Origin of the sequence: Rhodanobacter ginsenosidimutans (genome assembly GCF_042655685.1) — a bacterium.
Taxonomy (GTDB): domain Bacteria; phylum Pseudomonadota; class Gammaproteobacteria; order Xanthomonadales; family Rhodanobacteraceae; genus Rhodanobacter; species Rhodanobacter ginsenosidimutans.
In genome coordinates this window covers 1,630,140-1,654,567 of sequence record NZ_JBHSMM010000001.1, presented here as the reverse complement: position 1 = coordinate 1,654,567, position 24,428 = coordinate 1,630,140, and the positions used below count along the sequence as shown (strand labels likewise).

Genomic DNA, 24,428 nt, shown 5'->3' with positions numbered 1-24,428 from the left:
ATTAAGAGTTCCGCTTCCTGCTTCTCTTCTTCATGCTCTGCCTAAGAATAGCCGCAGTAGCGAACTCGCTTTCGTCAAAAAATCCCTTTGGCCAGCTATCCAAGTTCCCCAAGTCATCGATTGTAACCTGTCTATAAACCGACTTATTTAGCTCCTTTTCGACGAAATAAATTATGGCCGAATCCGCAACATCGGAACCCTCGTCGGCAGCCGCCCTAAACCTAAGCCTGTTAATTAGATACTCACTATGAGTTTCAACGACACACTGCTTTCTCAGCTTCGTCATGGAAACGAAAAAATCAGCCAATCTTGATTGAACCTTCGGATGAAGGTGCAGTTCCGGCTGTTCAAAGATCAACGTAGAGCCGCCCTCCGCGAGCAAAGCAAGAACAAGAATTGGAAGTACTTGGCTTACCCCGACACCTACCTGAGTGAGATCATGCTGAAGCCCCGAACCCGTCGTAACTATCTTCAGTTCATGACCGAGCTTTCCCAAATCTGATGTATGAAAGTCAGTCCCAACCCCCATGTACTCCAACCAATCCTGGACGGCAGTGAATAGAGTCGCCTTTGACGGCGTCAGCGTCGCCCCATCGGAACTGAACTGCTTGCTACTAACGTAATGGATGACAGTGTTTTTATGAACATCAAGGACCGCAGCAGTATGCTCGCCACGAAATCCAACATCGCTTGGATCATTTGCACCAGCCAAGGGATATACAGGCTTCGGCTCGTCCCTTAGAGGGCCAAGGTATCTAACGCTTCGTGAAAAAAAATTATTTACATAATCAACACCATAACGAACATGCTCGTTAGGCAATTTCATCTCTAAGTTGTACTTTGGAAGCCGGTCATTTTTCAGTAAAGCTTCTATTGCATGCCTATTTTTCAAGATAAGTTCGTTTATTATATGTATATCTTTACTTGGAAAGCCTCTTAGCGACCTAGAAAGCGTAACGAGATCCCCACTGTCCTCAAACAGAGTGAGCGACTCCTTCATTCTACGTCTCGTCAAACTTCCCATAACCTGATCGCCCTCTGTCTCTTCAAGTACGGGCGTCAAAACTTCCTTCAAATATTTAATTACTGGGTCCGGCGCACGCAACATGCTTCGGTTTGCTGGATACCCCCTATGGGATCCGGGCTCAGTGAGTAGCCGCAACTGAATGGCCACCAACGCAGCCACTTCATCGAAACGGCTTGCGATACTTCTAGGCAGAAAATGGTACAGATATACACCAACATCTTTGCTCTTTACGCTGAGTCCATCTAGTCGCCCGCCATCGGCTTCGGGCGAGCTCTGGACTGTGTACTTAAGACTGTCAGCCAGAAGGCCCTGCATACTTGCATCTGAAAGCTTCAATTCAAGAATTCTTGACTCGACGCTGTCATTAGACCTCTCAATCTTTACGGAAGCTGAGGAGATTTTATCTTCATCTTCATAATCGACCTTAATGTTAGACGCGGTGAGCAAAGGCTGCAGCTGCAGGAGCTCTCTATCGATCGTCTCATTAGGTCCTGGTGTAATAGAAAATGAGTAACTAACTGAGACCCGTAAGACTTCACTTCCATGCCGTACATATAAGTTTTCTCGCCAGACCTGACCATCGCCCCCGAACACCGTGGCACTCTCTATATCCGGAACTAAATCAAATCCAACGGTGATACTCTTCTTCTCATCCCCCGATGAAACGATATCCGTAAATGAACCCAAGCGAGCTATGTGCCCATTTAGAACTACGGGTCGCGACATTACGGATGATTGTATAGTTTGAGCAGTTAGCAACATGCTTTGGATAACAGTACTCTTTCCCGCGCTGTTGGCTCCGGTAAATAGAGTCAAAGGCGCCAGCTTTAAATCGGTCTCGTCCATTGCTGACTTAAATTGGGACAGGCGCCATGAAGTAAGCATCGTTTCTCCATATTCATCAGTTTAATTGATATGCCACTAACTTCAGCATGGCATTTTCAGAACGTCCACCAAAGCATTTCTTTGAAACCGGATTTGTGCTTAGACATCTGTATTGGTAGACGAGCACCATCAGGCAGCAGCATTTATTTATAGCCGAGGTCGCTTAAGGTGCCCTACATATTCCTCCGATACTCCCCCCCCACCTCATACAACGCATGACTAATCTGCCCCAACGAGTTGTACTTCACCGCCTCCATCAACCGCTCAAACACATTCCCCCGCTCCCGCGCCGTGTCCTGCAGCCCCCGCAAGCTCCCCGGCACCAGTGAATTCCGCGCCTCACCATACATCTTCACATGCGCAATCTGCGCCCCCTTCTCCTCCTCCGTCGACCGGATCAACTCGATCTCGGTAGCAATCTCCCCACCATGATCCTTCGGCAGGAAGGTATTCACGCCGATCAACGGCAACGAGCCATCATGCTTCTTGTGCTCGTAATACATCGACTCTTCCTGGATCTTGCCGCGCTGGTACATGGTGTCCATCGCGCCGAGCACGCCGCCGCGCTCGCTGATCGCCTCGAACTCCTTGTACACCGCTTCCTCGACCAGGTCGGTCAGCGTGTCGACGACGTAGCTGCCCTGCCACGGGTTCTCGTTGAAGTTGAGGCCGAGTTCCTTGTTGATGATCATCTGGATCGCCACCGCGCGGCGCACGCTTTCCTCGGTGGGCGTGGTGATCGCCTCATCATAGGCATTGGTATGCAGCGAATTGCAGTTGTCGAACAGCGCGTACATCGCCTGCAGCGTGGTGCGGATGTCGTTGAACTGGATCTCCTGCGCGTGCAGCGAGCGGCCTGAGGTCTGGATGTGGTACTTCATCATCTGGCTGCGCGCGCTGGCGCCGTAGCGCTCGCGCATGGCGCGGGCCCAGATGCGGCGGGCGACGCGGCCGATGACGGTGTATTCCGGGTCCATGCCGTTGGAGAAGAAGAAGCTGAGGTTGGGCGCGAAGTCGTCCACCTTCATGCCGCGGGCGAGGTAGTACTCGACGATGGTGAAGCCGTTGCTCAAGGTGAAGGCGAGCTGGCTGATCGGGTTGGCGCCGGCTTCGGCGATGTGATAGCCGCTGATGCTGACCGAGTAGAAGTTGCGCACCTTGTGGTCGACGAAGTACTGCTGAATGTCGCCCATCATGCGCAGCGCGAATTCGGTGGAGAAGATGCAGGTGTTCTGCGCCTGGTCTTCCTTCAGGATGTCGGCCTGCACGGTGCCGCGCACCTGGGTCAGCGTTTCGGTCTTGATGCGGGCGTAGGTTTCGGCATCGACCAGTTCGTCGCCGGACACGCCAAGCAGGCCGAGGCCCAGGCCTTCGTTGCCCTTGGGCAGGTCGCCCAGGTACTGCGGGCGCGGCTTGTCCTTGTACAGCGCGGCGATTTTCTTTTCGGCGGCGGCCCAGCGGGCGTCGTCCTCGCGCAGGTATCTCTCCACGTTCTGGTCGATGGCAGTGTTCATGAACATCGCCAGGATCATGGGTGCGGGGCCGTTGATGGTCATCGACACCGAGGTGCTGGGCGCGCTCAAGTCGAAGCCGGAGTACAGCTTCTTCATGTCGTCGAGCGTGGCGATGTTGACGCCGGAGTTGCCGATCTTGCCGTAGATGTCGGGGCGCGGCGCGGGGTCTTCGCCGTACAGTGTGACCGAGTCGAACGCGGTGGACAGGCGCGTGGCGGCGCCGCCCTGGCTCAGGTAATGGAAGCGGCGGTTGGTTCGCTCGGGCGTGCCTTCGCCGGCGAACATGCGGGTGGGGTCTTCGCCGCTGCGGCGGTATGGGTAGACGCCGCCGGTGTACGGGTAGTGGCCGGGCAGGTTTTCCTTGCCGAGGAAGGTGAGGAGTTCGCCCCAGTCTTTGGATTTGGGTGGGGAGACTTTGGGAATTTTCTGGTGGCTCAGGGATTCGCGGTAGTTGTCGACGCGGATGACTTTGTCGCGGACTTTGTATTCGTTGACGTCGGCGGTGACGGAGGCGAAGAGCGACGGCCACTCGCGAAGCTGGTGGATGGCTTCGTGGGTGAGTTCCTTCAAGGCGGCGTTGTAGCGCTGGCGCAGGGTTAGCAGGCTGCGGTCGGGCTGGTGGGGCGCTTCGACTCCGCCCTGCGGGCTACGCTCAGCGTGATCGGTTTCAGGTTTGCGTGCAGTCTCCTCATCCGATCCTCCTGAGCGTAGGCGCGCGGCGCCGGAGTCGAAGGACGCGCGCAGGTCGGCGCTGCTGTACAGATCGAGCGGGCGCGGCAAAAGTGGATCGCCCAATTCCTTCAACGCCTCGTAATAATGCTGCGCCTTGCTGGCGAATTCGGCCTGGGTTTCGATGGCCTTGTTGATGGCGCGGCCCTGCTCGGCGATTTCGGCGAGGTAGCGGATGCGGGCGCCGGGGATCAGGACGGTGGCGCGGGGTTCTTTCAGGGTGGTGTCGAGCTGAGGCTGGAAATCGCAGCCCGCTTTTCCCATTCCCGATTCCCCATTCCCGATTCCCAACTTGTGCCGCAGCAGGCGGCACAAGTTCGCGAACATCCAGGTGACGCCGGGGTCGTTGAACTGGCTGGCGATGGTGGGATAGACGGGCACGTCCTCGTCTTTCACGGTGAACGCGGTGCGGTTGCGTTTCCATTGTTTGCGCACGTCGCGCAGGGCGTCTTCGGCGCCGCGCTTGTCGTATTTGTTCAGCACAATCAGCTCGGCGAAGTCGATCATGTCGATCTTCTCCAGCTGGCTGGCGGCGCCGTAGTCGCTGGTCATCACGTAGACGGGGAAATCGACCAGGTCGACGATTTCCGAATCGCTCTGGCCGATGCCGGCGGTCTCGACGATCACCAGGTCGTAGGGCTGGCTTTTCAGGAACGCGATGCAGTCGTGCAGCACCACGCTGGTGGCGGCGTGCTGGCGGCGGGTGGCCATCGAGCGCATGAACACGCGGTGGCTGCGCAGCGAGTTCATGCGGATGCGGTCGCCCAGCAACGCGCCACCGCTGCGGCGGCGGGTTGGATCGACGGCCAGCACGGCGATGCGCATGTCAGGGAACGCGTGCAGGAAGCGCAGCAGCAGTTCGTCGACCACGGAGGATTTGCCGGCGCCGCCGGTGCCTGTGAGGCCAAGCACTGGCGTGCTTGGCCGGGATTGGGGATTCGGGATTGGGGATTGGTTAGAGCCGGCTGACCAGCTTTTGCGTAGGTCGACGAGTTCGGCTTCGCTGAAGGCGCCGTCTTCCAGGGCGCTGAGCATGCGGCCGATGCTGATTTCGTCGTCGATGTCGAGCGTGCGTGCTTTTCCCGAATCCCAAATCCCGTATCCCGAATCCCGGTTGCGCGCCGCGCGCGCAACCACATCTTCAATCATCTCCACCAACCCCAGCTTCATGCCATCGCTCGGGTGATAGATACGCTCGACGCCGTAATCCTGCAGCTCGCGGATTTCTTCCGGGGTGATGGTGCCGCCGCCACCGCCGAAGACGCGGATGTGGCCGGCGCCGCGCTCGCGCAGCATGTCGATCATGTATTTGAAGTACTCGACGTGGCCGCCCTGGTACGACGAGATGGCGATGGCGTCGGCGTCTTCCTGCAGGGCGGCGCGCACCACGTCTTCCACCGAACGGTTGTGGCCCAGGTGGATCACTTCGGCGCCTTGCGACTGGATGATCCGCCGCATGATGTTGATGGCCGCATCGTGGCCATCGAACAGGCTGGCGGCGGTGACGAAGCGCAGTGGCGTGGTTTCTGCCGGCTTTGTGCCAGGGGGGACGTGCTTGGCGGGGGAACTCATGGCAACTCCGGACATCGTGTGCGATCAGCGCATCGATTCTAGTGGCGGCAAGCGCCAAGAGCTTGCTGCAGCGCGTGCAACCAGGCCGCTGAACGCGAAACGCAAGCCCCCATTCGGGTCGATTTACGCCATGCCTTGTCTGCTCGCATACTCGGTGCCGGCGGCATGTCATCCATCGAAAACCGGCCGGGGGACCAGTCACGAAAAGATGGGCGGAGACATCTCACCAGCATTGGTCGTCGAGTGCTGCGCGGGCGAACCCCGCGCCGCCGAAAGCCACTCGGCGAGTGGGACAACCGGATCGTTCAACGCAGTCTCATCAAGGAAAGCGCGCATGAAAAGACTAATGCTCGGTGTCATCCTCGCCCTGGCGGCGATGGTTGTGCAGGCCAGCTCCAGCAGCGATGTCGAAGCCTCCGCCATCGTCAATGGGACCCTGGTGGTCGCCCAGGACGGCACGGTGCAGGCCGCGGTCGTCGACGAGCCGGACAAGTACGGGCAGCCGATCGTGGAGCTGGTGCGCGGGGCCGTCTTGCAGTGGAGGTTCCAGCCCGTGCTTCGCAACGGCGCACCCGTGGTCGCCAAATCCACCATGCACGTGCGGGTGGTGCTCAGTAAAAAGCCCGACGGCAACTACACCGCGCGCATCAAGGGCGCCAGCTTCGGCGACAGCGACGCGCCATCCACCGATGCGGTGCACCGTGCTGAAATCAACAAGAAATTCCCGCCGAAGTATCCCGAGGCGGCCATCCGCGGCCGCGTACAGGGAACGGTGTACCTCGCGATGCGGCTGGACCGTAGCGGTCGCGTGGTCGACGCGGTGGCCGAACAGGTCAATCTTGGCAACCGCGGGCCGGACCACCTGCTCAAGCAATTTCGCGACGTGCTGGCCGAGTCGGCGCTGAAGGCGGCGCGCCAGTGGCGCTTCGAGATTCCCACCACCGGCCCGCTGGCCGCGCAGGAAAGCTGGACCGTACATGTTCCGGTCAACTACGCCCTGAACGACCGGAACGCGCCCCGGCCCAACTCTACCTGGGTGAGCTACATCCCCGGCCCGTATACGCCGGCGCCCTGGGTGAACAAGCCCGACGTGAACGCCGCCGATGCGGTCGCCGACGGCGGCGTGCGAACCGATGGCGCAGGTCCGGTACTGCTGTCCACGCTCGACCACGGCTGATACGCCGCAGCGGCTGGGCAATGCCGCCACCCCGACATGGTGGCGGCCCTGTCAATCAGGCGTAACGCTACGCCACGCCGTACGGCAGGTTGGGCGAGCTCACCACGCGCTCGCCCACCGACCCGCCGCGCACGAACGCCAGCGCGGCGTCGATCACCTCGGGTGCGTCGAGCACGCGGCGATGGCCCAGCCCCTGCGTGGTGAGCAGCCGCGCGCCGGGCCAGTGCCGGGCGTAGCGCTCGCCTTCGGCCCACGGCACGTCGCCGTCGTCGAGGTCGTGCACGATCAGCGCGGACTGGCCCAGCGCCGGCAGCCGCTGTTCCACCCGCAGCTCGTCGATGTGCACACCCGTGCGCCGGCGCAACCATTCGTAAAACGGGTGGCGCAGGTAGCTGGCCAGGTGCACGAAGCGGAAGAAGCGCCACGTCGCTGCCTTCATGTCGGCGGCGGGCGCCACCAGAATCAACCGGTTGGCGCGCCAGGTTTCATCCTGCGCAAGGGTAAGCGCGGTGCCGCCGAGCGAATGGCCGATCGCCAGCGCGGCGTTGCCGTAGTGCGCACCGATCGCGCGGATCGTGGCGATGAAATCCGGCAGCGTGCACAGCGTGCCACTGCTGTGGCCGTGACCGGGCTGATCGAAGGTGATCACGGCAAATCCCATCGCCCGCAACGCGGCCACCCACGGCAGAAAACGCAGCCCAAAGCTGGACCAGCCGTGCACCAGCAGCGCGTACGGTTGCGTGGCGGGGTCGCCCCAGACATAGGTGGCGATGGTTTCGCCGTTGACCTGCAACTGGCCGCGCTGCATGTCGTCGCCTGCCTGCGCCGCCTGTGCGCGACGGCGGCTGCTGGCGAACGGTGTGGCAAACAGGCGCGCGGCGCGGTTCACCGTGCGCGTGGGCGCAAGCCGCCCGCCCAGTACAAACGCGGCACGCACGGCGCCCAGCTTGAGGCGGGCGGAAAATCCGGGGCGATCCATCACGGTTCGGGTCGGCATGGGCGGGATCTCAGGCTTGCCAGCTGCGCCACAGGCGCTCGAAGGCGCGCTCGGCGTGACGTTTGGCTTGATCAAAACCGAACAGCCCGCCGTCGTGGTGCAGGCCGAGCATCAGTGCGTAGATTTCGAAGGCGAGCAGTTCGGCGTCGGTGTCGGCGCGCAGGTGGCCTTCATCCACCGCCTGCCCGATCGCCTTGCACAGTTCACGGCGCCAGCCGGCCATCTGCGCCACCACGCTGTCGTGCAGGGGGCCGCTGCGGCCGTCGTATTCGCTGGCCGACGACAGCAGCACGCAGCCGCTCTGGTATTCGCGACCCCAGGCGATCCAGTTAGCCACGATCGCCCGCAGCCGCGGCAAACCCCGCGGCCGTTTCAAGGCCGGCGCCAGCACGGTTGCCATGAAGCGCTGGGCAGCCGCGTCGAGCACCGCCAGTTGCAGACCTTCGCGCGAGCCGAAATGGGCGAACACGCCACTCTTGGACATGCCGACGTCAGCGGCCAGGCTGCCGATGGACAGCCCCTCCAGTCCGTCGTTGCTGGCCAGCGCAAAGGCGTGATCGAGGATGGTTTCGCGCGTGGCGGCGCGTTTTCCGATGGCGACGGGCGTGCTCATGCGCGAACAAATAGCACGATCGTTCGTTCTTTTCAATATCGCCACGCGATCGTGATGTGTTGTACGTATGCTTGCGGTAATCCCGTCCATGGAGGAACACCATGAAATATCGTCACCTGCTGGCGCCCTTGGCCACCGTGCTGCTGAGCGCCTGTGTCACCTCGCCCACCGGTCGCTCGCAATTGATGATGGTGTCCGATACGCAGATGAACCAGATGGGGCTGACTGCGTTCAACGACATGCGCAAGCAGGGCAAGTTCGTCGATGCGCCGCGCGAGCGCGCCTACGCCACCTGCGTGTCGAAAGCGCTGATCTCGGTGCTGCCGCCGCCGTGGAACACGCAGCAATGGGAAGTGCAGATCGTGGACGACGACACCGCCAACGCGTTCGCCCTGCCCGGCGGCCGCATCGGCGTGAACAAGGGCATGTTCAAGCTGGCCAACAACCAGGATCAGCTGGCGGTGGTGCTGGGCCACGAGCTGTCGCACGTGGTGGCGCGTCATGGCGCCGAACGCGTTTCCGACAACATGGCCACGCAGGCGGCGGTGGCGGCGGGCACCGCGTATGCCGGCACGCGCGGCACCAACACCGGCTATGTTGCTGCGGCGCTGGGCCTGGGCGCGCAGGTGGGCATCCTGTTGCCGTTCTCGCGCACGCAGGAAAGCGAGGCCGATACGCTGGGCCAGCGCTACATGGCCAAGGCCGGTTTCGATCCGCGCGCGGCGGTGACGCTATGGCAGAAAATGGGTGCGCAAGGCGGCAGCAAGCCGCCGGCGTTTCTCTCCACCCACCCTTCCACCGGCAACCGGGCGCAGGCGCTGAACCAGCAGGCGCAGCAGTTGATGCCGGTGTACGAGAACGCGCGCAAGAGCGGCCACGCACCGAATTGCCGCATGTAACAGCATCTCCACGCTTTGCTGCGTCGCGGAACTACCTTCACGGACGAAGTATTAGACTCCGCGCCAGTTTCATCGCCCCGGCCTCGGTCGGGGCGATCAGTTTCAGGGTTTTCTGTTTCCGGGGCGGTGGTGGTTGCATCGCCCCAGTCTGTAGATGCCGTCTGGCACCGTAATCCATGGAGTCACCGTTCCAATGATTTTTGAAACCATCGCCAACACGGGTCACGAAGAAGTCGTTTTTTGCCACAACAAGGACGCTGGCCTGAAGGCCATCATCGCGATCCACAACACGGTGCTGGGCCCTGCGCTCGGCGGTTTGCGCATGTGGCCGTACAAGACCGAGCAGGAGGCGGTGAACGACGTGCTGCGGTTGTCGCGCGGCATGACGTTCAAGAATGCGGTGGCCGGCCTGAACCTGGGCGGCGGCAAGGCGGTGATCATCGGCGATCCCAGCAAGGACAAGTCGGAGGCGCTGTTCCGCGCGTTTGGCCGTTTCGTCAATTCGCTCAACGGCCGCTACATCACCGCCGAGGACGTGGGCATCGACGTCAACGACATGGAGTACGTGTTCCGCGAAACCGATTACGTCACCGGCGTGCACCAGGTGCATGGCGGCTCGGGCGACCCGTCACCCTTCACCGCCTACGGTTCGCTGCAGGGCGTGATGGCCTCGCTGCAGGCGAAGTACGGCAACGAGGACGTGGGCAAGTACAGCTATGCCGTGCAGGGCTGCGGCCACGTGGGCGGCGAGTTCATCAAGCTGCTGCGCGAACAGGGTGCCAAGGTGTTCGTCACCGACATCAACAAGGAAGCGGTGCAGCGCTGCGTCGACGAGCTGGGCTGCGAGGCGGTGGGCCTGGACGAGATCTATGACGTCGACGCCGACGTCTATTCGCCCTGCGCGCTGGGCGGCACCGTCAACGAGCAGACCATCGACCGCATCAAGGCGAAGATCATCTGCGGCCCGGCCAACAACCAGCTGGCCACCGACGAGATCGGCGATGAACTGCAGAAGCGTGGCGTGCTGTACGCACCGGATTACGCGGTGAACGCCGGCGGCGTGATGAACGTGTCGCTGGAAATCGACGGCTACAACCGCGAGCGCGCGATGCGCATGATGCGCACGATCTATTACAACCTGGGGCGCATCTTCGAGATTTCGAAGACCGAGAACATCCCCACCTATCGCGCCGCCGACCGCCTGGCCGAAGAACGCATCAACGCGATCGGCAAGATCAAGCTGGCGCATATGGGTAACGGCGGGACGCGCTTCCAGGGGCGCATGCGGGGGCAGTAAGCCCGACTCGCATGTAGGAGCGACTTCAGTCGCGACGCTCTTGCCTTGGACTCTGCAGCAAGAGCATCGCGACTGAAGTCGCTCCTACAGGAAGAGCATCACGGGCGCGGGTTCGCACCGTATGCTTGACGCATGACGCAAACGTCCACTCTCTCCAGCTACTGGTTTCGCCTGCTCGGCTACGACCGCTTTGCCGAATGCGTGCGCGTGCTGCTGGCGCTGGGCGGCATCGTGGCCTATGGGCTGGTCAGTGGCCAGCTGGCCGCGATCATCCCGATCCTGCTGGGCGCCATCGCCTGCGCGCTGGCGGAAACGGAAGACCAGTGGCGCAATCGCCTGATCACCCTGCTGGTGACGCTGGCCTGTTTCTCGGTGGCCGCGGTGGCGGTGGAATGGCTGTTGCCGCATCCGGTGGCGTTCGCGATCGGCCTTTGGTTGTCGACCGTGCTGCTGGTGATGCTGGGCGCGTTGAGCGGGCGCTACAGCACGATCGCCGGCGCCACGCTGATCCTGGCGGTGTACACGATGCTCGCCTCGGACCTCGCCGGCGGTGCGCCGGAGGGTGGCCTGTTGCTGGAGCCGGCGCGGATGCTGGCCGGTGCGGCCTGGTATGGCGTGCTGTCGCTGCTGTGGAGCGCCCTTTCGCCGCAGCAGGCGGTACGGCATGCGCTGGCGCGTTTGTTTCACGCGCTGGCCGATCAACTGGATGGCAAGGCGGCGCTGTTCCTGCCCTTGCGCGGGCGCGATGACCAGGCATTGCAGCTCGCCCTGGCGCGGCGCAACGAGAACGTGGTGGCGGCACTCAACGACACCCGCCTGATGCTGATCGACCGCATCGGCAGCCGCCGCGCACGCGGCACCACCGCGGTATTGCTGCAACGCTATTTCATGGCGCAGGACATCCACGAACGGATCAACTCCTCGCACTATCCCTACGACGCGCTGGCCAGGGCGTTCTTCCACAGCGATGTGCTGTTTCGCTGCGAGCATCTGCTGCGGCTGCAGGCCAGCCGCTGCCGCCAGCTCGCCGATGCGTTGCGCCGGCGCGGCAGGATCGGGCGCGACGACGATGTGGAGGCCGCGTTCGCCGACGTGCGCACCTCGCTCGAATCCCTGCGCGAAACGCCGCACGAGCCGGCGCTGCTGCGCGCCGTCGATGGGCTGGCCAGCAACCTGGCCGCCATCCACGACCTGCTCGATGGCAGGGTGCTGCTGGACAGGCACATGGAATCGACGCTGCAGGACCCGGCGCCACAATCCCTCGCCGACGCCTGGGCGCGCATCCGCGCCCAGTTCAGCCCGCGCGCGCCGCGCTTCCGCCATGCCATACGACTGGCCACCGCCCTGCTGGTGGGCGACGTGGTGATGCGGCTGGTACATCCGCAACATGGCTACTGGATCATGATGACCACGCTGTTCGTGTGTCAGCCGAGTTATCACGCCACCTGGCGCGTGCTGCTGCAACGCATGGGCGGCACCATCGCGGGGTTGGTGATCGGCTGGGCGGCGCTGCACTCGATCACGCCGCTATGGCAGTTGCCGCTGATCGCGTTGACCGGCGTGGCGTTTTTCGCGGCCCGCCATCGGCGCTACGGCGTGGCCACGGCGATGATCACGCTGTTCGTGGTGATGCTGGTGAACCAGGTGGGCGACGGCTACGCGGTGATGCTGCCGCGGTTGTTCGACACGCTGGCCGGCGCCGCGATTGCCGCGCTGGCGATCCACTTCATCCTGCCGGACTGGCAAGCGCGGCAACCGGGCCAGTTGCTGGCCGATACGCTGCACAGCGACGCGCGCTACCTGGCCAGGATCCTGCCGCAATACCGCAACGGCAAACACGACGACCTCGACTACCGCATTGCCCGCCGCGACGCCCACAACGCCATCGCCGCGCTGAGCGGCCTGCTCGGCCAGATGCTGCGCGAGCCCGGCGGCAAGCACCGCCACGATGATGTGCTGTTGCGATTCCTGACCGCCGCCCAGGTCCTGCTGGGTCATTTGTCCACCCTGGGCAGCCACCGGCAGGTGCTGTCCGCCGATGCCGTCAACGCGGTCATGGAGCGGGGGAACCAGGCCGTGGCGGCCTTGCAGCGCGTGGCCGATGCGGTACTGGCATCCGAAAAACCCGCCATCGACCCGGCAGACGTTTCGGCAGATGGTGCCGAACCTTCCCTCCCGAATGACGACGTGGCGACCCTGGTGCTGAACCAGTTGGCGCTGGTGCGCGGCCAATGCCGCAAGCTGGCCGAGCTGACCGCCGAATGGCAGCCGCGCTGAGCGGAAAATAGGTGATTCCCACCCGTCTGTCGGCCTGCCGATGGGCGCCGGAATACCCACGCATTGCGGCTGCGCCAAGGCCGCCATCCGGTGCCGAAAGGTGGCTGACGGCCGCCATGATTCTGGTACACTCCATCACGCGTTTTTGACGCGTAAACCCTTGCCTGAAAAGGGCAAGGGCCACGGGGGACCCGCATCGCGGGGGGATCGGCCAGGCCGCTCCGCCAACATCGGAACCTCATTGGGGACAAGACACGGGGATGCCAGCGTCCCGGTGCGCGAAAGCGCCCGGCCCATCCCCGTCCATGCGCTGCATGGCATCACCGGAACAAGAGCAGGCGGAACAGTTATGAGCACGATGATGATGGAAGCAGGGATCAGCGACGAAGAGATTCTGGGCAGGCTCAGGGAAGTGCTTCGTGACACGTTCGAGATCGACCCGGCGCGGGTCACGCCGTCGGCGCAGTTGTTCACCGAGCTGGAGCTGGACAGCATCGATGCGGTGGATCTGGCGATCCACGTGCAGGAGATGACTGGCATGCGCATCAAACCCGAGGATTTCAAGAGCGTGCGCACGGTGGGCGACGTCATCGCCACCGTGCACACCCTGCTCGCCCGCTGACCGGCGGCGGCTTGCGTCGGATGTCGGTCCCGCTGATGTCAGTGCCCGCGGCGCGCCTTGCGCCGTGCGCGCTGATTCCGATCTACAACCACAAGCGCACGATCGAGCGCACCGTGCAGGCCGTACGGGCGCACGGCCTGCCGGTGATCGTGGTGGACGACGGCAGCGATGCCGACACCCGCGCGGTACTCGATGCGCTGAAAGAAAACGGCGACATCCAGCTTCTGCGCCTGCCGCGCAACCAGGGCAAGGGCGCCGCGCTGGTCGCCGGGCTGCTGGCCGCGCGCGACGCCGGCCATACCCACGCGCTGCAGATCGACGCCGACGGCCAGCACGACACCGGCGACGTGCCGCGTTTCCTGGCCGAATCCCGCGATCACCCCCATGCGATGGTGTGCGGACGCGCGGTCTATGACGACAGCGTGCCCAGGGCGCGCCTGTACGGCCGCTACCTCACCCACGTCTGCGTCTGGGCGGAAACGCTGTCGCTGGCCATCGACGATTCGATGTGCGGCTACCGGCTGTATCCGCTGCACGAAACCTGCGCGGAAATCGCCCGCGCACCATTGCCGGCACGGATGGATTTCGATACCGAGATCGCCGTGCGCCTGCTGTGGCGCGGCGTGCCGGTGCGCAACCTGCCCACGCGGGTGATCTACCCCGAGGACGGGCTGTCGCACTTCCGCATGCTGCACGACAACGCACGCATCACCGCCATGCACACGCGCCTGCTGCTGGGCATGCTGCCGCGCGCGCCGCGTCTCCTGTGGCGCCGCTGGAAGAGGCAGGCTGCATGAAGGCGATCATTCCCCACCACCTAGACGAGAAGCCGTTGCGATGAAGCGTGTGGTGATCACCGGCATGGGCGGCATCACCGCGCTCGGCCACGACTGGGTACCCATCGAGGCGCGGCTCCGCGCGGGCCGCAACGCCGTGCGCGCGATGCCGGAGTGGGATTATTTCGACGCCCTCAATACCCGCCTGGCCTGCCCGGTGGACGACTTCACCCTGCCGCCGTGGCCGCGCCGGCTCAGCCGCTCGATGGGTCGCGTGGCGCAACTGGCGGTGGCCGCCAGCGAGCATGCGATGCGCGACGCCGGGTTGATCGACGACCCCAGCGTCAGCGACGGCCGCATGGGCGTGGCCTACGGCTCGTCCGGCGGCAGCGTGGAGCCGGCGCGGGTGGTCGGCCACATGCTGGACACCGGTTCGATGCAGGGAGTCACGGCCACCAGCTACATCCACATGATGGCGCACACCACGGCGGTGAACATCGGCGTGTTCTTCCAGCTGAAGGGCCGCGTGATTCCCACCTCCAGCGCCTGCACCTCGGGCAGCCAGGCGATCGGCTACGGCTACGAGGCGATCAAGTACGGCCGCCAGACGATGATGCTTTGCGGCGGCGCGGAAGAGTTGTCCGGCCCCGGCGCGGCAGTGTTCGACGCGCTGTTCGCCACCAGCACCCGCAACGACCAGCCAGGCCTGACGCCGCGGCCGTTCGACCGCGCCCGCGACGGCCTGGTGGTGGGCGAAGGCGCCACCACGCTGATCCTGGAAGAGTACGAACACGCCAGGGCGCGCGGCGCCACCATCTACGCCGAAGTGATCGGCTTCGGCTGCAACTCCGACGGCAACCACATCACCCAGCCCACCCGCGAGACGATGGCCACGGCGATGCAGTGGGCGCTGCAGGATGCGGGCATTTCCGGCGAGGCGATCGGTTACGTCAGTGCCCACGGCACCGCCACCGATCGCGGCGACGTGGCCGAAAGCCACGCCACGGCCTCGGTGCTGGGCGCACGCGTGCCGGTGAGTTCGATGAAAAGCTACGTCGGCCACACGCTGGGCGCCTGCGGCGCGCTGGAATCGTGGTGGGCGATCCGCATGATGCGCGAGGGCTGGTTTGCGCCCACCATCAACCTCACCGACGTCGACCCCGAATGCGCCGAGCTGGATTACATCACCGGTGACGGGCGCACGCTTTCCACCGACTGCGTGATGAACAACAACTTCGCGTTCGGCGGCATCAACACCTCGCTGATCTTCCGGGCCTGCGACTGATGGCGTCCGACCTGCTCGACGCGCGCGGCCTGCCCCGGGTGGTGGTGACGGGGATGGGCGTGGTCAGTTGCCTGGGCAATGGCTGCGAGGCGTTCCGCGACGCGCTGCAAAACAACCGCAGCGGCCTGCGCGCGATGGACAGCTTCGCCCGCCGCGGATTGAACACGCGGGTCGGCGGCCCGGTCGACGTCAGCGCCCTGCCCGAGCCGCCACGCAAGCTGCGCCGCTTCCTGGCCCAGCCCGCGCTGTACGCCTGGCACGCGATGGGCGAGGCGATCGAACACGCGGGACTCGGCGCGGACCAGTTGGAAAGTGGCGACTGCGGACTGGTGGTCGGCGGCGGCGCCTCGTTGAACGAATACGAAGTGGGCCTGGACGCTTATCGCAGCAAGGGCGTGGGTCGGCTGTCGCCGTTCCTGGTGTCGCGCGGCATGAGCAGTGCGTTGTCGGCCTGCCTGGCGCATGCGTTCGGCATCCGCGGCGTCACCCAGACGGTGGCCTCGGCCTGCACCAGCGCGACGCTGGCGATCGGCCAGGCGATGGAGCTGATCCAGTTGGGACGCCAGCAGATCGTGCTGACCGGTGGCAGCGAGGAATTGTTCGAAGGCACCGCCACCTGGTTCGACGCGTTCGGCGCGCTGTCCGCGGCCAGCGCCGACCAGCCGCAGCGCGCTTCGCGGCCATATGACCTGCATCGCGATGGTTTCGTGCTGGCCGCCGGCGCCGGTGCGCTGGTGCTGGAATCGCTGGCGCATGCGCGCTCGCGCGGCGCCACCGTGCTGGCGGAGCTGACCGGCTTCGGTGCCGGCACGGATCCGGCCAGCATGGTCGGCCCGGGCGTGGACGGCATGATGCGCGCGCTGCGGCAGGCCTTGCAACAAGCCGGCACGCTGCCCGATTACATCAACACCCACGCCTGCTCCACGCCGCAGGGCGACCTGCAGGAATGGCAGGCAATTGAAGCGGTATTCGCCGAACGCGGCACGCCAGTGCCGGCGATGTCGTCGATCAAAGGTTTGAGCGGCCACGCGCCCGGCGCCGCCGGCGCACTGGATGCGATCGCCAGCATGCTGATGATGCAGCACGATTTCGTGGCGGCGGGCGCACCGGTGATCGACGCCGATCCCGCATTCGCGGCGGCGCCGCTGGTGCAACAAACCCATGCGCGCCGCATCGACAGCGTACTGTCCCACAACTTCGGTTTCGGCGGCAGCTGCGCCGCGCTGATGTTCCAGCGGCCGGCGGAGCAAGCCGCATGATCGCGCTGCGCATCGAACAATGGCGGGCGTGGGCGCCCGGCGTGGCCACCGAAGAAGCGTGGCTGGCCTGGGCGCAATCGCCGCGCGTGTTGGCCGACCAGCAGGAGCAGCCCGAGTGCCTGTCGTTGCCGCCGATGCAGCGCCGCCGCCTGAGCCGGCTGGCGCGGATGACGATGGAAGTGGCCTCGCCCTTGTGCGGCGATGACGAGCAGTTGCCGTTCGTGTTCGCCTCGCGCCACGGCGAAACCACGCGCACGCTCGACCTGCTGGGCGACGTGGCCGGCGAGCAACCGTTGTCGCCCACGCAGTTCGGCCTGTCGGTACACAACGCCATCGCCGGCCAGTGGTCGCTGCTGCGTGGCCAGCGCGGCGAATCGGTGGCGATCGCCGGCGAGGCGGACACCTTCGAGCACGCCATGCTGGAAGCGTCGACCCTGCTGGCCGCCGGCGCCTCGTCGGTGCTGGCGGTGATCGCCGAGGAAGTACCGCCGGATGCCTATGACGGCTGGATCACCGATGTGCCGTTCTCGTACGCCGTGGCCCTGCGGCTGGGCCGTGCTGATGTGGCGATGCCGGGCAACACCTGGCAACTCGACCTGGATCGCCACGACGGCGACACACCGCCCTGCCCCTGGCCGCATGCGCTGGATTTCCTGCGCGCCATGCAAACCGCCGCCCCCTCGTTGCAGCACGCGTGGAAGAGACGTCGATGGCAGTGGCAGCGCAGCTGATGGAACGCCGCCGCGACGCGTGGCTGTGGCGCCTGCTGGCCACGGGCGCCAGCTTTGCCGTGTTCGGCATTGGCGGGGTGATCCTGCGGGTGCTGATCCTGCCGTTGTTTGCACTGCTGCCCGGCGGCCCGCTGGCGCGCCGTCGCCGCGCCCGTGCCGCGATCAGCCGCGCGTTCCATCTGCATGTGCAGTTCATGTACCGCACCCGCGTGCTCGACTTCCACATCGACGGCGCCGAGCGGCTGGGCCGGCCGGGGCAACTGGTGGTGGCCAATCATCCGTCGCTGATCGATGTGGTGTTCCTGATCTCGCAAATGCGCGACACCAACTGCGTGGTGAAGGCCAGCCTGTGGAACAACCCGTGCATGCATGGTGCGGTGCGCGCGGCGCAATACATCAGCAACAACGGCAGCCCTGAAATGCTGGAGCAGGCCGCCAACGTGCTGCGCGGTGGCGAAACCCTGGTGATGTTTCCCGAGGGCACCCGCACCACGCCGGGACAAGCGCCGGTGTTCCACCGTGGCGCCGCGGCCATCGCGCTGCGCGGCGCGCGCACGATCACACCGGTGTACATCTCGGTGGCACCGACCACGCTGACCAAGGCCGAACCGTGGTACCACATCCCCTGGCGGCGGGTGATGGTGCACCTGCGCGTCGGTGACGATATCGACCCGGCCACGTTCGACAACGCCCCCATGCCGATCGCCTCGCGACGCCTGAACCAGCACCTGCATCAACTCTTCCTGCAAGGACTCGACGCCTCATGACCACCCAAGACCCCGTGTCCGCACAGGCCGCGCTGGAGCAGGAAATCGCCCAGCTCATCATCGACACGCTGAATCTGGAACACCTGACGGTCGCCGATGTGGCGGTGGATCAGCCGCTGTTCGGCGAAGGGCTGGGGCTGGATTCGGTCGATGCGCTGGAGCTGGCGTTGGCGCTGCAGAAGCATTACGCCATCCGCATCGAAGCCGACGTCAAGGCATCGCGCAAGCATTTCGCCACCGTGGCCAGCCTGGCCGCCCTCGTGCAGGAGCAGCGCAGCGCATGCGGCAGCTGATCGCCAGGATCGCATTGCCGCTGGCCGGCGTGCTGTATCCGTTTGTCGTGTATTTCGGCACGGAGAAAGTCGCGCCGCCGATCTTCGCGCTGGTGCTGGGCGCGATCTGGCTGATCCGCGCCCCAAGCCTGCTGCGCCAACCGGGCGGGCGCTGGATGGTGGGCATCTCCCTGCTTTACTGCGTGCTGCTGATGTTCACCGGCGAGGCAATGCTGCTGCGCTGGTACCCGGTGCTGATCAACCTGTTCCTGCTCGCCGCGTTCGGCTGGAGCCTGGTCTACGGCCCGCCCTTCATCGAGCGCTTCGCCCGTCTGCGCGAGCCCAATCTGCCGCCGGCTGCCGTGCGTTACACCCGCGTGGTGACCTGGGTGTGGGTGGGCTTTTTCGCGTTCAACGGCAGCATGTCGGCCGCGCTGACGCTGTGGGCGCCGCTGTCGTGGTGGATGCTCTACAACGGCATGATTTCCTACGCGCTGGTGGGCATTCTGTTCGGCGGCGAATGGGTGCTTCGCCAGCGATTGCGCCGGAGCTTTGCATGAGCCCGCTGGCGTCCGCGGCCAGGGCACTCGCCGACCATCCCTGGCTGGATGGCGCGTGGGCCGGCAGCACGGGCGCGTTGCTGTTGCTGAGCCGCCAGGGCCAGGCCGAGTTCCATCGCGAAGGGCGCCAGTCGTTGCTGGACGCATTGCAATCACAGCTCGCCACGCGCGATCTGGCTGTACCGGGCAACTGGCGCCTGCTGGATGCACCGCCACCGGCCACCGACCACGCCACCATCGAGCAACTGCTGGCAACACCGCGTCCGCGCCAGATCACGCCCATCGCCGAACAGGAAAACGCGGGCCGCTGGAAACTGGACCTGGTGCTGCCATCTGACCTGATCCTCTTCGACGACCACTTCCGCACGGCGCCGGTCTTGCCGGGCGTGGTGCAGGTGGCGTGGGCGCTGGCGCTGGCTGCGCCGCGACTGGGCACGTCGAACCACTGCCGCGAGATGGAGGCGCTGAAATTCCAGCGACTGCTGCGCCCCGGCGACCTGCTGCAACTGGACCTGCATTACGAGGACGAGCCCGACACGACGCTCGGAAAGCTGCATTTCGCCTACCGCCTGGCGGGCCAGCATTGCTCGTCCGGACGCCTGCGGGTGACGCTCGCCCATGGCTGAGCACAGCACCGACAAGCAGCATTGGGCCGCGCAGCGCGAGCGCGGAAGCTTCTGGCTGATGAAGCTCACCGCGTTCGGCCTGCGTTTGCTGGGGCGGCGCCCGATGACGCCGGTGCTGTATGGGATCGTGCTGTACTTCTTCGTGTTCGGCCGCCGCGCCCGGCACAACGTGCGCCAGTACCAGGATTACCTCGCCCAATGGAGCGGACGCAGCGAGCTGCGCCCCACCCTGCGCAGCGTGTTCGGCCAGTTCATGGCGTTCGGCGAAAGCCTGCTCGATCGGCTCGACGCCTGGCACGGCAAGCTGAAACTCAGCCAGGTGACGCTGCACGATCCCGATGGCGTGCGCCAGCGGCTGATGAAAAACCGCCAGGGCGGCCGCGGCGAGATCCTGGTCGGCACCCATCTGGGCAACCTGGAGGTATGCCGCGCGCTGGCCGAACTGGGCGAGCAGGTGCCGCTGAACGTGCTGGTGCACACCGCCAACGTGGCCCACTTCAACCGCCTGCAGAGCGCCGCCGGCGATCATCAACTGCACCTGATGCAAGTCAGCGAGATGGACGCCGCGCTGATGCTCGACCTGTCGCAACGGCTGGAGCGCGGCGAATGGCTGGCGATCGCCGGCGACCGCGTACCGCTGCAGGACGGCCGCCGCGTGGTGGTGGATTTCCTCGGTCACCCGGCGCCGTTTCCGCAAGGCCCGTGGATGCTGGCCGGGCTGCTGCGCTGCCCGGTGAACCTGATGTGCTGCCTGAAGATCGACGGCCGCTACCAGATCCACCTCGAATCGTTCATCGACGCGCCGGCATGGGACCGTCGCCAGCGCGAGGCGCTGATCAAGGGTTGGGCGCAGCGCTATGCCGATTACCTGGCGCGCAAGTGCCTGCTGGCGCCGCGGCAGTGGTTCAATTTTCACCCCTACTGGCACGTCGACGCGCCACTACCCGCCACTGGAGAAAACGATGCGCAGCCGCGGCGTGTTGCACCTTGATACCGAGATCACCGTGCCGTTCTTCGACGTCGATTCGATGAGCGTGGTCTGGCACGGCCATTACGTGAAGTACCTGGAGATCGCGCGTTGCGCGCTGCTCGACATGATCGGCCACAACTACCTCGACATGCAGGCGTCCGGCTATGCCTGGCCGATCATCGACCTGCAATTGCGCTATGTGCAGGGCGCGCGCTTCGGCCAGCGGCTGCGCGTGCGCGCGGATCTCGCCGAATGGGAAAACCGGCTGAAGATCAACTACCTGATCAGCGACGCGCAAACCGGCGAGCGGCTGACCCGCGCCAGCACGGTGCAGATCGCGGTCAGCGCCGACGGGGTGATGCAGTTGGTCTCGCCGCAGGTGATGATCGACGCGGTCGAACGCCATCTTCCACCCCCTTCATCAACCCTCGCCTGATGCCTGCCATGAATTACGCCAGCTCCACGTACGTCGAGGAAACCCGCATCGGTTTCCGCTTCCTGAGCACGTTCACCTGGCAGCACCACGTGCTTCGCGTCGCCATCAACGACCTGAAGAAACTCTGCGGCGAACCGGCGCCGCAAGGTGGCGTGCTGCTGGACGTGGGTTGCGGCCAGGGCAAGTCGTTCCGGCTGCTGCAGGATGCTTTCCAGCCACAGCGGCTGATCGGGCTGGACGCCGATCCGCACAGCATTGCGCTGTCGCGCGCCGAAGCCGACAAGGAGCAGATCGGCGCCGAACTGATCGCCGGTGACTGCGCACAGATCGACCTGCCCGACGCCAGCGTCGACATCGTGTTCTGCCACCAGACCTTCCACCACCTGGTCGAGCAGGAACGCGCGCTGGCCGAATTCTGGCGCGTGCTGAAACCCGGCGGTGTGCTGCTCTTTGCCGAATCGACCAAGGCCTATATCGACACCTGGGTGATCCGCTGGTTCTTCCGCCACCCGATGCATGTGCAGAAGAGTGCGGACGGCTATTTGCAGATGCTGCGCGAACAGGGTTTCGTGTTCGGGCCGCAGCAGGTTTCGCTGCCCTATCTGTGGTGGAGCCGCGCGCGCGACTTCGGCCTGCTGGAACGCTGGCATCTGAAACAGCCGCCACCGCCGGGCAAGCGCGAGGAAACCCTGGTCAACGTGGCCGCCCGCAAGCCTGCCGTCCCATGACGGCTTATCTCAACGCGCTGGGCGTGATCTGCAGTCTTGGCCACGGAAAGCAGGAGGTTGCCGCCGACCTGTTCGCCGGCGACGCCAGCAGCATCCGCGCCGAAGCCGGCTGGGCGCCGGGACGCTCGCTGCCGCTGGGTGCGGTCAGCCATGAATTGCCGCCGATACCGCCGGCACTGGCGGCCACGCGGGACAACCGCGCCAACCGCCTGCTGCTGGCCGCGGCGCTGGAGATCGAGGGCGATATCCGTGCCGCCATCCACCGTCACGGCGAGCACCGCGTCGGCGTCGTCATCGGCACCAGCACCACCGGCATCGAGCACACCACCGAAGCGATCGACCATCGACGCCGGCACGGCCAGTGGCCGGACGACTACCGGTATGCCGATCAGGAGCTGGGCGCGCCGGCTGAGTTCCTGGCCGAATGGCTGGCGCTTTCCGGCCCCGCCTATGGCATCTCGACGGCATGCACCTCCGGCGCGCGCGCCCTTATCAGCGCACAGCGCTTGCTGCAGATGGGCGTATGCGACGCGGTGCTGTGCGGCGGCGTCGACACGCTCGCGCGATTGCCGGTGAACGGCTTTCTGGCGCTGGAGGCGCTCGATGCCGACCACTGCCAACCGTTCTCGCAGAACCGTCGCGGCATCAACATCGGCGAGGCCGCGGCGCTGTTCCTGATGACGCGCGAACACGGTGGCGTTGTTCTCGCCGGCAGTGGCGCCAGCTCCGACGCGTACCACATGTCGTCACCCGACCCGCAGGGCCTGGGCGCGCAGCAGGCGATGCGCGATGCGCTTGCCCAGGCGCAGCTCGATCCGGGCCAGATCGACTACGTCAACCTGCACGGCACCGCCACCGAACACAACGACCGCATGGAAAGCCACGCGATGACGACGGTGTTCCCGCACGGCGTGCCCTGCTCCTCGACCAAGTCGCTCACCGGCCACACGCTCGCCGCCGCCGGCGCGCTGGAAGCCGCGTTCTGCTGGCTGAGCCTGCTGGATGGCGCCCACCGTTTACCGCCACACGTATGGGACGGCGTGGCCGATCCGGAGCTGGCCGCACTGGACCTGATCGACGCGCAGCGCCGCCTGCCGGCACAAAGCACGCGGCGACTGATGAGCAACTCGTTCGCGTTCGGCGGCAACAATGCCAGCCTGATCCTGGCCGATGCCAGCGCCGGAAACAGCGAGGAAATCCCGCCATGACGCATGGGCCGATTGCCGACCTGCTGCCCCACACCGGCGACATGATCCTGCTCGATTCGGTGCTGGAGGCCGAAACCGACCGCATCGTCTGCGGACTCGTAGTGCGGCCAGACGGCCCGTTCAACGACGCCGATGGCAGCCTGCCCGCATGGTGCGGCGTGGAGTTGATGGCGCAGGCCGTGGCGGCATGGTCGGGTTGGACGGGGAAGCAGGAGCACCGCGCGGTACGTCTGGGCTTCCTGCTCGGCACCCGCCACTACCGCTGCAATGTGGACGCGTTTGCGCCGGGCAGCGAGCTGGCCGTCGAGGCATTCCGCAGTTTTCACGACGACAATGGCATGGCCATGTTCGCCTGCCGCATCGACGCCGAAGGCATCCACGCCGAAGCCCGCCTGACCGTCTTCAGCCCACCCGACAGCGACGCCTTCCTCGCCTCCCTTGCATCGAGTCAGCCCCATGTCTGAAACCATTCTCGTCACCGGCTCCAGCCGCGGCATCGGCCGCGCGATTGCCCTGCGCCTGGCCCGCGCCGGCTACACGCTGGTATTGCATTGCCGCTCACGGCGCGAAGAGGCCGACGCGGTACGCGGCGAAATCGAGGCGCGGGGCCAGTCGGCCCGCGTGCTGCAATTCGACATCGCCGATCGCGCCGCCTGCGCCGCCGCACTGGAAGCGGACGTGGCCACCCACGGCGCGTACTACGGCGTGGTCTGCAATGCCGGGCTGACCCGCGACGCGGCCTTTCCCGCGCTCAGCGGCGACGATTGGGACAGCGTGCTGCGCACCAACCTGGATGGTTTCTACAACGTGCTGCATCCGTTGATCATGCCGATGATCCGCCGCCGCGCACCCGGCCGGGTGGTCTGCATCACCTCGGTCTCCGGCATCATCGGCAACCGCGGCCAGGTCAACTACAGCGCTTCCAAGGCGGGCGTGATCGGCGCTGCCAAGGCGCTGGCGGTGGAGCTGGCCAAGCGCAGGATCACCGTCAACTGCGTGGCCCCCGGCCTGATCGAAACCGACATGCTCGACCCCGAGGTGCCGGTGGAGCAGATCCTGAAGATGGTCCCGGCCGAACGCACCGGCACGCCCGACGAAGTGGCGGCCGCGGTGGAGTTTTTGCTGGGGGCCGACGCAGGCTACATTACCCGCCAGGTGTTGGCCGTAAACGGCGGCCTGTGCTGAAGGGGATTGTTCAAGC

At 65.0% G+C, this 24,428-nt stretch carries 23 protein-coding genes; 19 read left to right on the top strand and 4 right to left on the bottom strand.

Annotated elements, in window-relative coordinates:
• Position 1: 1 nt before the first annotated feature.
• Positions 2-1,912: an AAA family ATPase gene (locus ACFPK0_RS07240; RefSeq protein WP_377339385.1), complete on the bottom strand. Its 1,911-nt coding sequence runs from the start codon at positions 1,910-1,912 to the stop codon at positions 2-4.
• Between the two features lie 173 nt (positions 1,913-2,085).
• A complete protein-coding gene (locus ACFPK0_RS07235) occupies positions 2,086-5,727 on the bottom strand; it encodes a methylmalonyl-CoA mutase family protein (protein ID WP_377339383.1) in 3,642 nt (1,213 codons plus the stop codon).
• Positions 5,728-6,061: 334 nt separating this feature from the next.
• Here ACFPK0_RS07235 and ACFPK0_RS07230 point away from each other — a divergent pair, with 334 nt between their 5' ends.
• On the top strand, positions 6,062-6,904 hold the full coding sequence (locus tag ACFPK0_RS07230) for an energy transducer TonB (RefSeq protein ID WP_377339381.1): 843 nt from the start codon (positions 6,062-6,064) through the stop codon (positions 6,902-6,904).
• Between the two features lie 67 nt (positions 6,905-6,971).
• Here the strand turns inward: ACFPK0_RS07230 and ACFPK0_RS07225 are convergent, their stop codons facing one another.
• Positions 6,972-7,901 (bottom strand): alpha/beta hydrolase, encoded by a 930-nt coding sequence (locus tag ACFPK0_RS07225; protein WP_377339378.1) that lies wholly within the window; start codon positions 7,899-7,901, stop codon positions 6,972-6,974.
• A gap of 10 nt (positions 7,902-7,911) precedes the next feature.
• Positions 7,912-8,514 (bottom strand): TetR/AcrR family transcriptional regulator, encoded by a 603-nt coding sequence (locus tag ACFPK0_RS07220; RefSeq protein ID WP_377339376.1) that lies wholly within the window; start codon positions 8,512-8,514, stop codon positions 7,912-7,914.
• A gap of 101 nt (positions 8,515-8,615) precedes the next feature.
• Between ACFPK0_RS07220 and ACFPK0_RS07215 the strand changes: the two genes are divergently transcribed.
• The 18 genes from ACFPK0_RS07215 to fabG all read left to right on the top strand — a co-directional run bounded on the left by ACFPK0_RS07215 (position 8,616) and on the right by fabG (position 24,412).
• Positions 8,616-9,413: a M48 family metallopeptidase gene (locus ACFPK0_RS07215; RefSeq protein ID WP_056079812.1), complete on the top strand. Its 798-nt coding sequence runs from the start codon at positions 8,616-8,618 to the stop codon at positions 9,411-9,413.
• Between the two features lie 193 nt (positions 9,414-9,606).
• Complete coding sequence (locus ACFPK0_RS07210) at positions 9,607-10,710, top strand: Glu/Leu/Phe/Val dehydrogenase dimerization domain-containing protein (protein WP_007081959.1); 1,104 nt, start codon at positions 9,607-9,609, stop codon at positions 10,708-10,710.
• 132 nt (positions 10,711-10,842) lie between these two features.
• Positions 10,843-12,987: a YccS family putative transporter gene (yccS, locus tag ACFPK0_RS07205; protein ID WP_377339373.1), complete on the top strand. Its 2,145-nt coding sequence runs from the start codon at positions 10,843-10,845 to the stop codon at positions 12,985-12,987.
• A 349-nt stretch (positions 12,988-13,336) separates the two neighbouring features.
• Positions 13,337-13,609: an acyl carrier protein gene (locus ACFPK0_RS07200; protein WP_007081957.1), complete on the top strand. Its 273-nt coding sequence runs from the start codon at positions 13,337-13,339 to the stop codon at positions 13,607-13,609.
• A 35-nt stretch (positions 13,610-13,644) separates the two neighbouring features.
• A complete protein-coding gene (locus ACFPK0_RS07195; RefSeq protein ID WP_377339371.1) occupies positions 13,645-14,406 on the top strand; it encodes a glycosyltransferase family 2 protein in 762 nt (253 codons plus the stop codon).
• Between the two features lie 40 nt (positions 14,407-14,446).
• Complete coding sequence (locus tag ACFPK0_RS07190; RefSeq protein ID WP_377339369.1) at positions 14,447-15,670, top strand: beta-ketoacyl-ACP synthase; 1,224 nt, start codon at positions 14,447-14,449, stop codon at positions 15,668-15,670.
• The gene (locus ACFPK0_RS07185; protein ID WP_377339368.1) at positions 15,670-16,929 is read left to right on the top strand and encodes a beta-ketoacyl-[acyl-carrier-protein] synthase family protein; all 1,260 of its coding nucleotides are present in this window, start codon (positions 15,670-15,672) and stop codon (positions 16,927-16,929) included. The genes ACFPK0_RS07190 and ACFPK0_RS07185 overlap by 1 nt, the downstream gene beginning before the upstream one ends.
• Positions 16,926-17,660 carry a beta-ketoacyl synthase chain length factor gene (locus tag ACFPK0_RS07180; RefSeq protein ID WP_377339367.1) on the top strand — a complete coding sequence of 245 codons (735 nt, stop codon included), beginning with the start codon at positions 16,926-16,928 and terminating at the stop codon, positions 17,658-17,660. Before ACFPK0_RS07185 ends, ACFPK0_RS07180 begins: the two co-directional genes overlap by 4 nt.
• Entirely contained in the window at positions 17,639-18,427 is a 789-nt protein-coding gene (locus ACFPK0_RS07175) for a lysophospholipid acyltransferase family protein (RefSeq protein WP_377339365.1), read from the top strand. The genes ACFPK0_RS07180 and ACFPK0_RS07175 overlap by 22 nt, the downstream gene beginning before the upstream one ends.
• Positions 18,424-18,720 (top strand): phosphopantetheine-binding protein, encoded by a 297-nt coding sequence (locus ACFPK0_RS07170; protein WP_056079827.1) that lies wholly within the window; start codon positions 18,424-18,426, stop codon positions 18,718-18,720. The genes ACFPK0_RS07175 and ACFPK0_RS07170 overlap by 4 nt, the downstream gene beginning before the upstream one ends.
• Complete coding sequence (locus ACFPK0_RS07165; RefSeq protein ID WP_056079829.1) at positions 18,708-19,259, top strand: COG4648 family protein; 552 nt, start codon at positions 18,708-18,710, stop codon at positions 19,257-19,259. Before ACFPK0_RS07170 ends, ACFPK0_RS07165 begins: the two co-directional genes overlap by 13 nt.
• Complete coding sequence (locus tag ACFPK0_RS07160; protein ID WP_377339362.1) at positions 19,256-19,885, top strand: ApeI family dehydratase; 630 nt, start codon at positions 19,256-19,258, stop codon at positions 19,883-19,885. Before ACFPK0_RS07165 ends, ACFPK0_RS07160 begins: the two co-directional genes overlap by 4 nt.
• Positions 19,878-20,876 (top strand): LpxL/LpxP family acyltransferase, encoded by a 999-nt coding sequence (locus ACFPK0_RS07155; protein WP_377339360.1) that lies wholly within the window; start codon positions 19,878-19,880, stop codon positions 20,874-20,876. The genes ACFPK0_RS07160 and ACFPK0_RS07155 overlap by 8 nt, the downstream gene beginning before the upstream one ends.
• Positions 20,848-21,291, top strand: a complete 444-nt coding sequence (locus ACFPK0_RS07150) for an acyl-CoA thioesterase (RefSeq protein ID WP_377339358.1) — start codon at positions 20,848-20,850, stop codon at positions 21,289-21,291. The genes ACFPK0_RS07155 and ACFPK0_RS07150 overlap by 29 nt, the downstream gene beginning before the upstream one ends.
• A gap of 8 nt (positions 21,292-21,299) precedes the next feature.
• Entirely contained in the window at positions 21,300-22,019 is a 720-nt protein-coding gene (locus tag ACFPK0_RS07145; protein WP_056081004.1) for a class I SAM-dependent methyltransferase, read from the top strand.
• A complete protein-coding gene (locus tag ACFPK0_RS07140; protein ID WP_377339354.1) occupies positions 22,016-23,227 on the top strand; it encodes a beta-ketoacyl-[acyl-carrier-protein] synthase family protein in 1,212 nt (403 codons plus the stop codon). The genes ACFPK0_RS07145 and ACFPK0_RS07140 overlap by 4 nt, the downstream gene beginning before the upstream one ends.
• Positions 23,224-23,691, top strand: a complete 468-nt coding sequence (locus tag ACFPK0_RS07135; protein ID WP_056604403.1) for a hotdog family protein — start codon at positions 23,224-23,226, stop codon at positions 23,689-23,691. Before ACFPK0_RS07140 ends, ACFPK0_RS07135 begins: the two co-directional genes overlap by 4 nt.
• Positions 23,684-24,412, top strand: coding sequence for a 3-oxoacyl-ACP reductase FabG (fabG, locus tag ACFPK0_RS07130; protein ID WP_056079846.1), 729 nt, complete (start codon positions 23,684-23,686; stop codon positions 24,410-24,412). The genes ACFPK0_RS07135 and fabG overlap by 8 nt, the downstream gene beginning before the upstream one ends.
• Positions 24,413-24,428 lie beyond the last annotated feature (16 nt).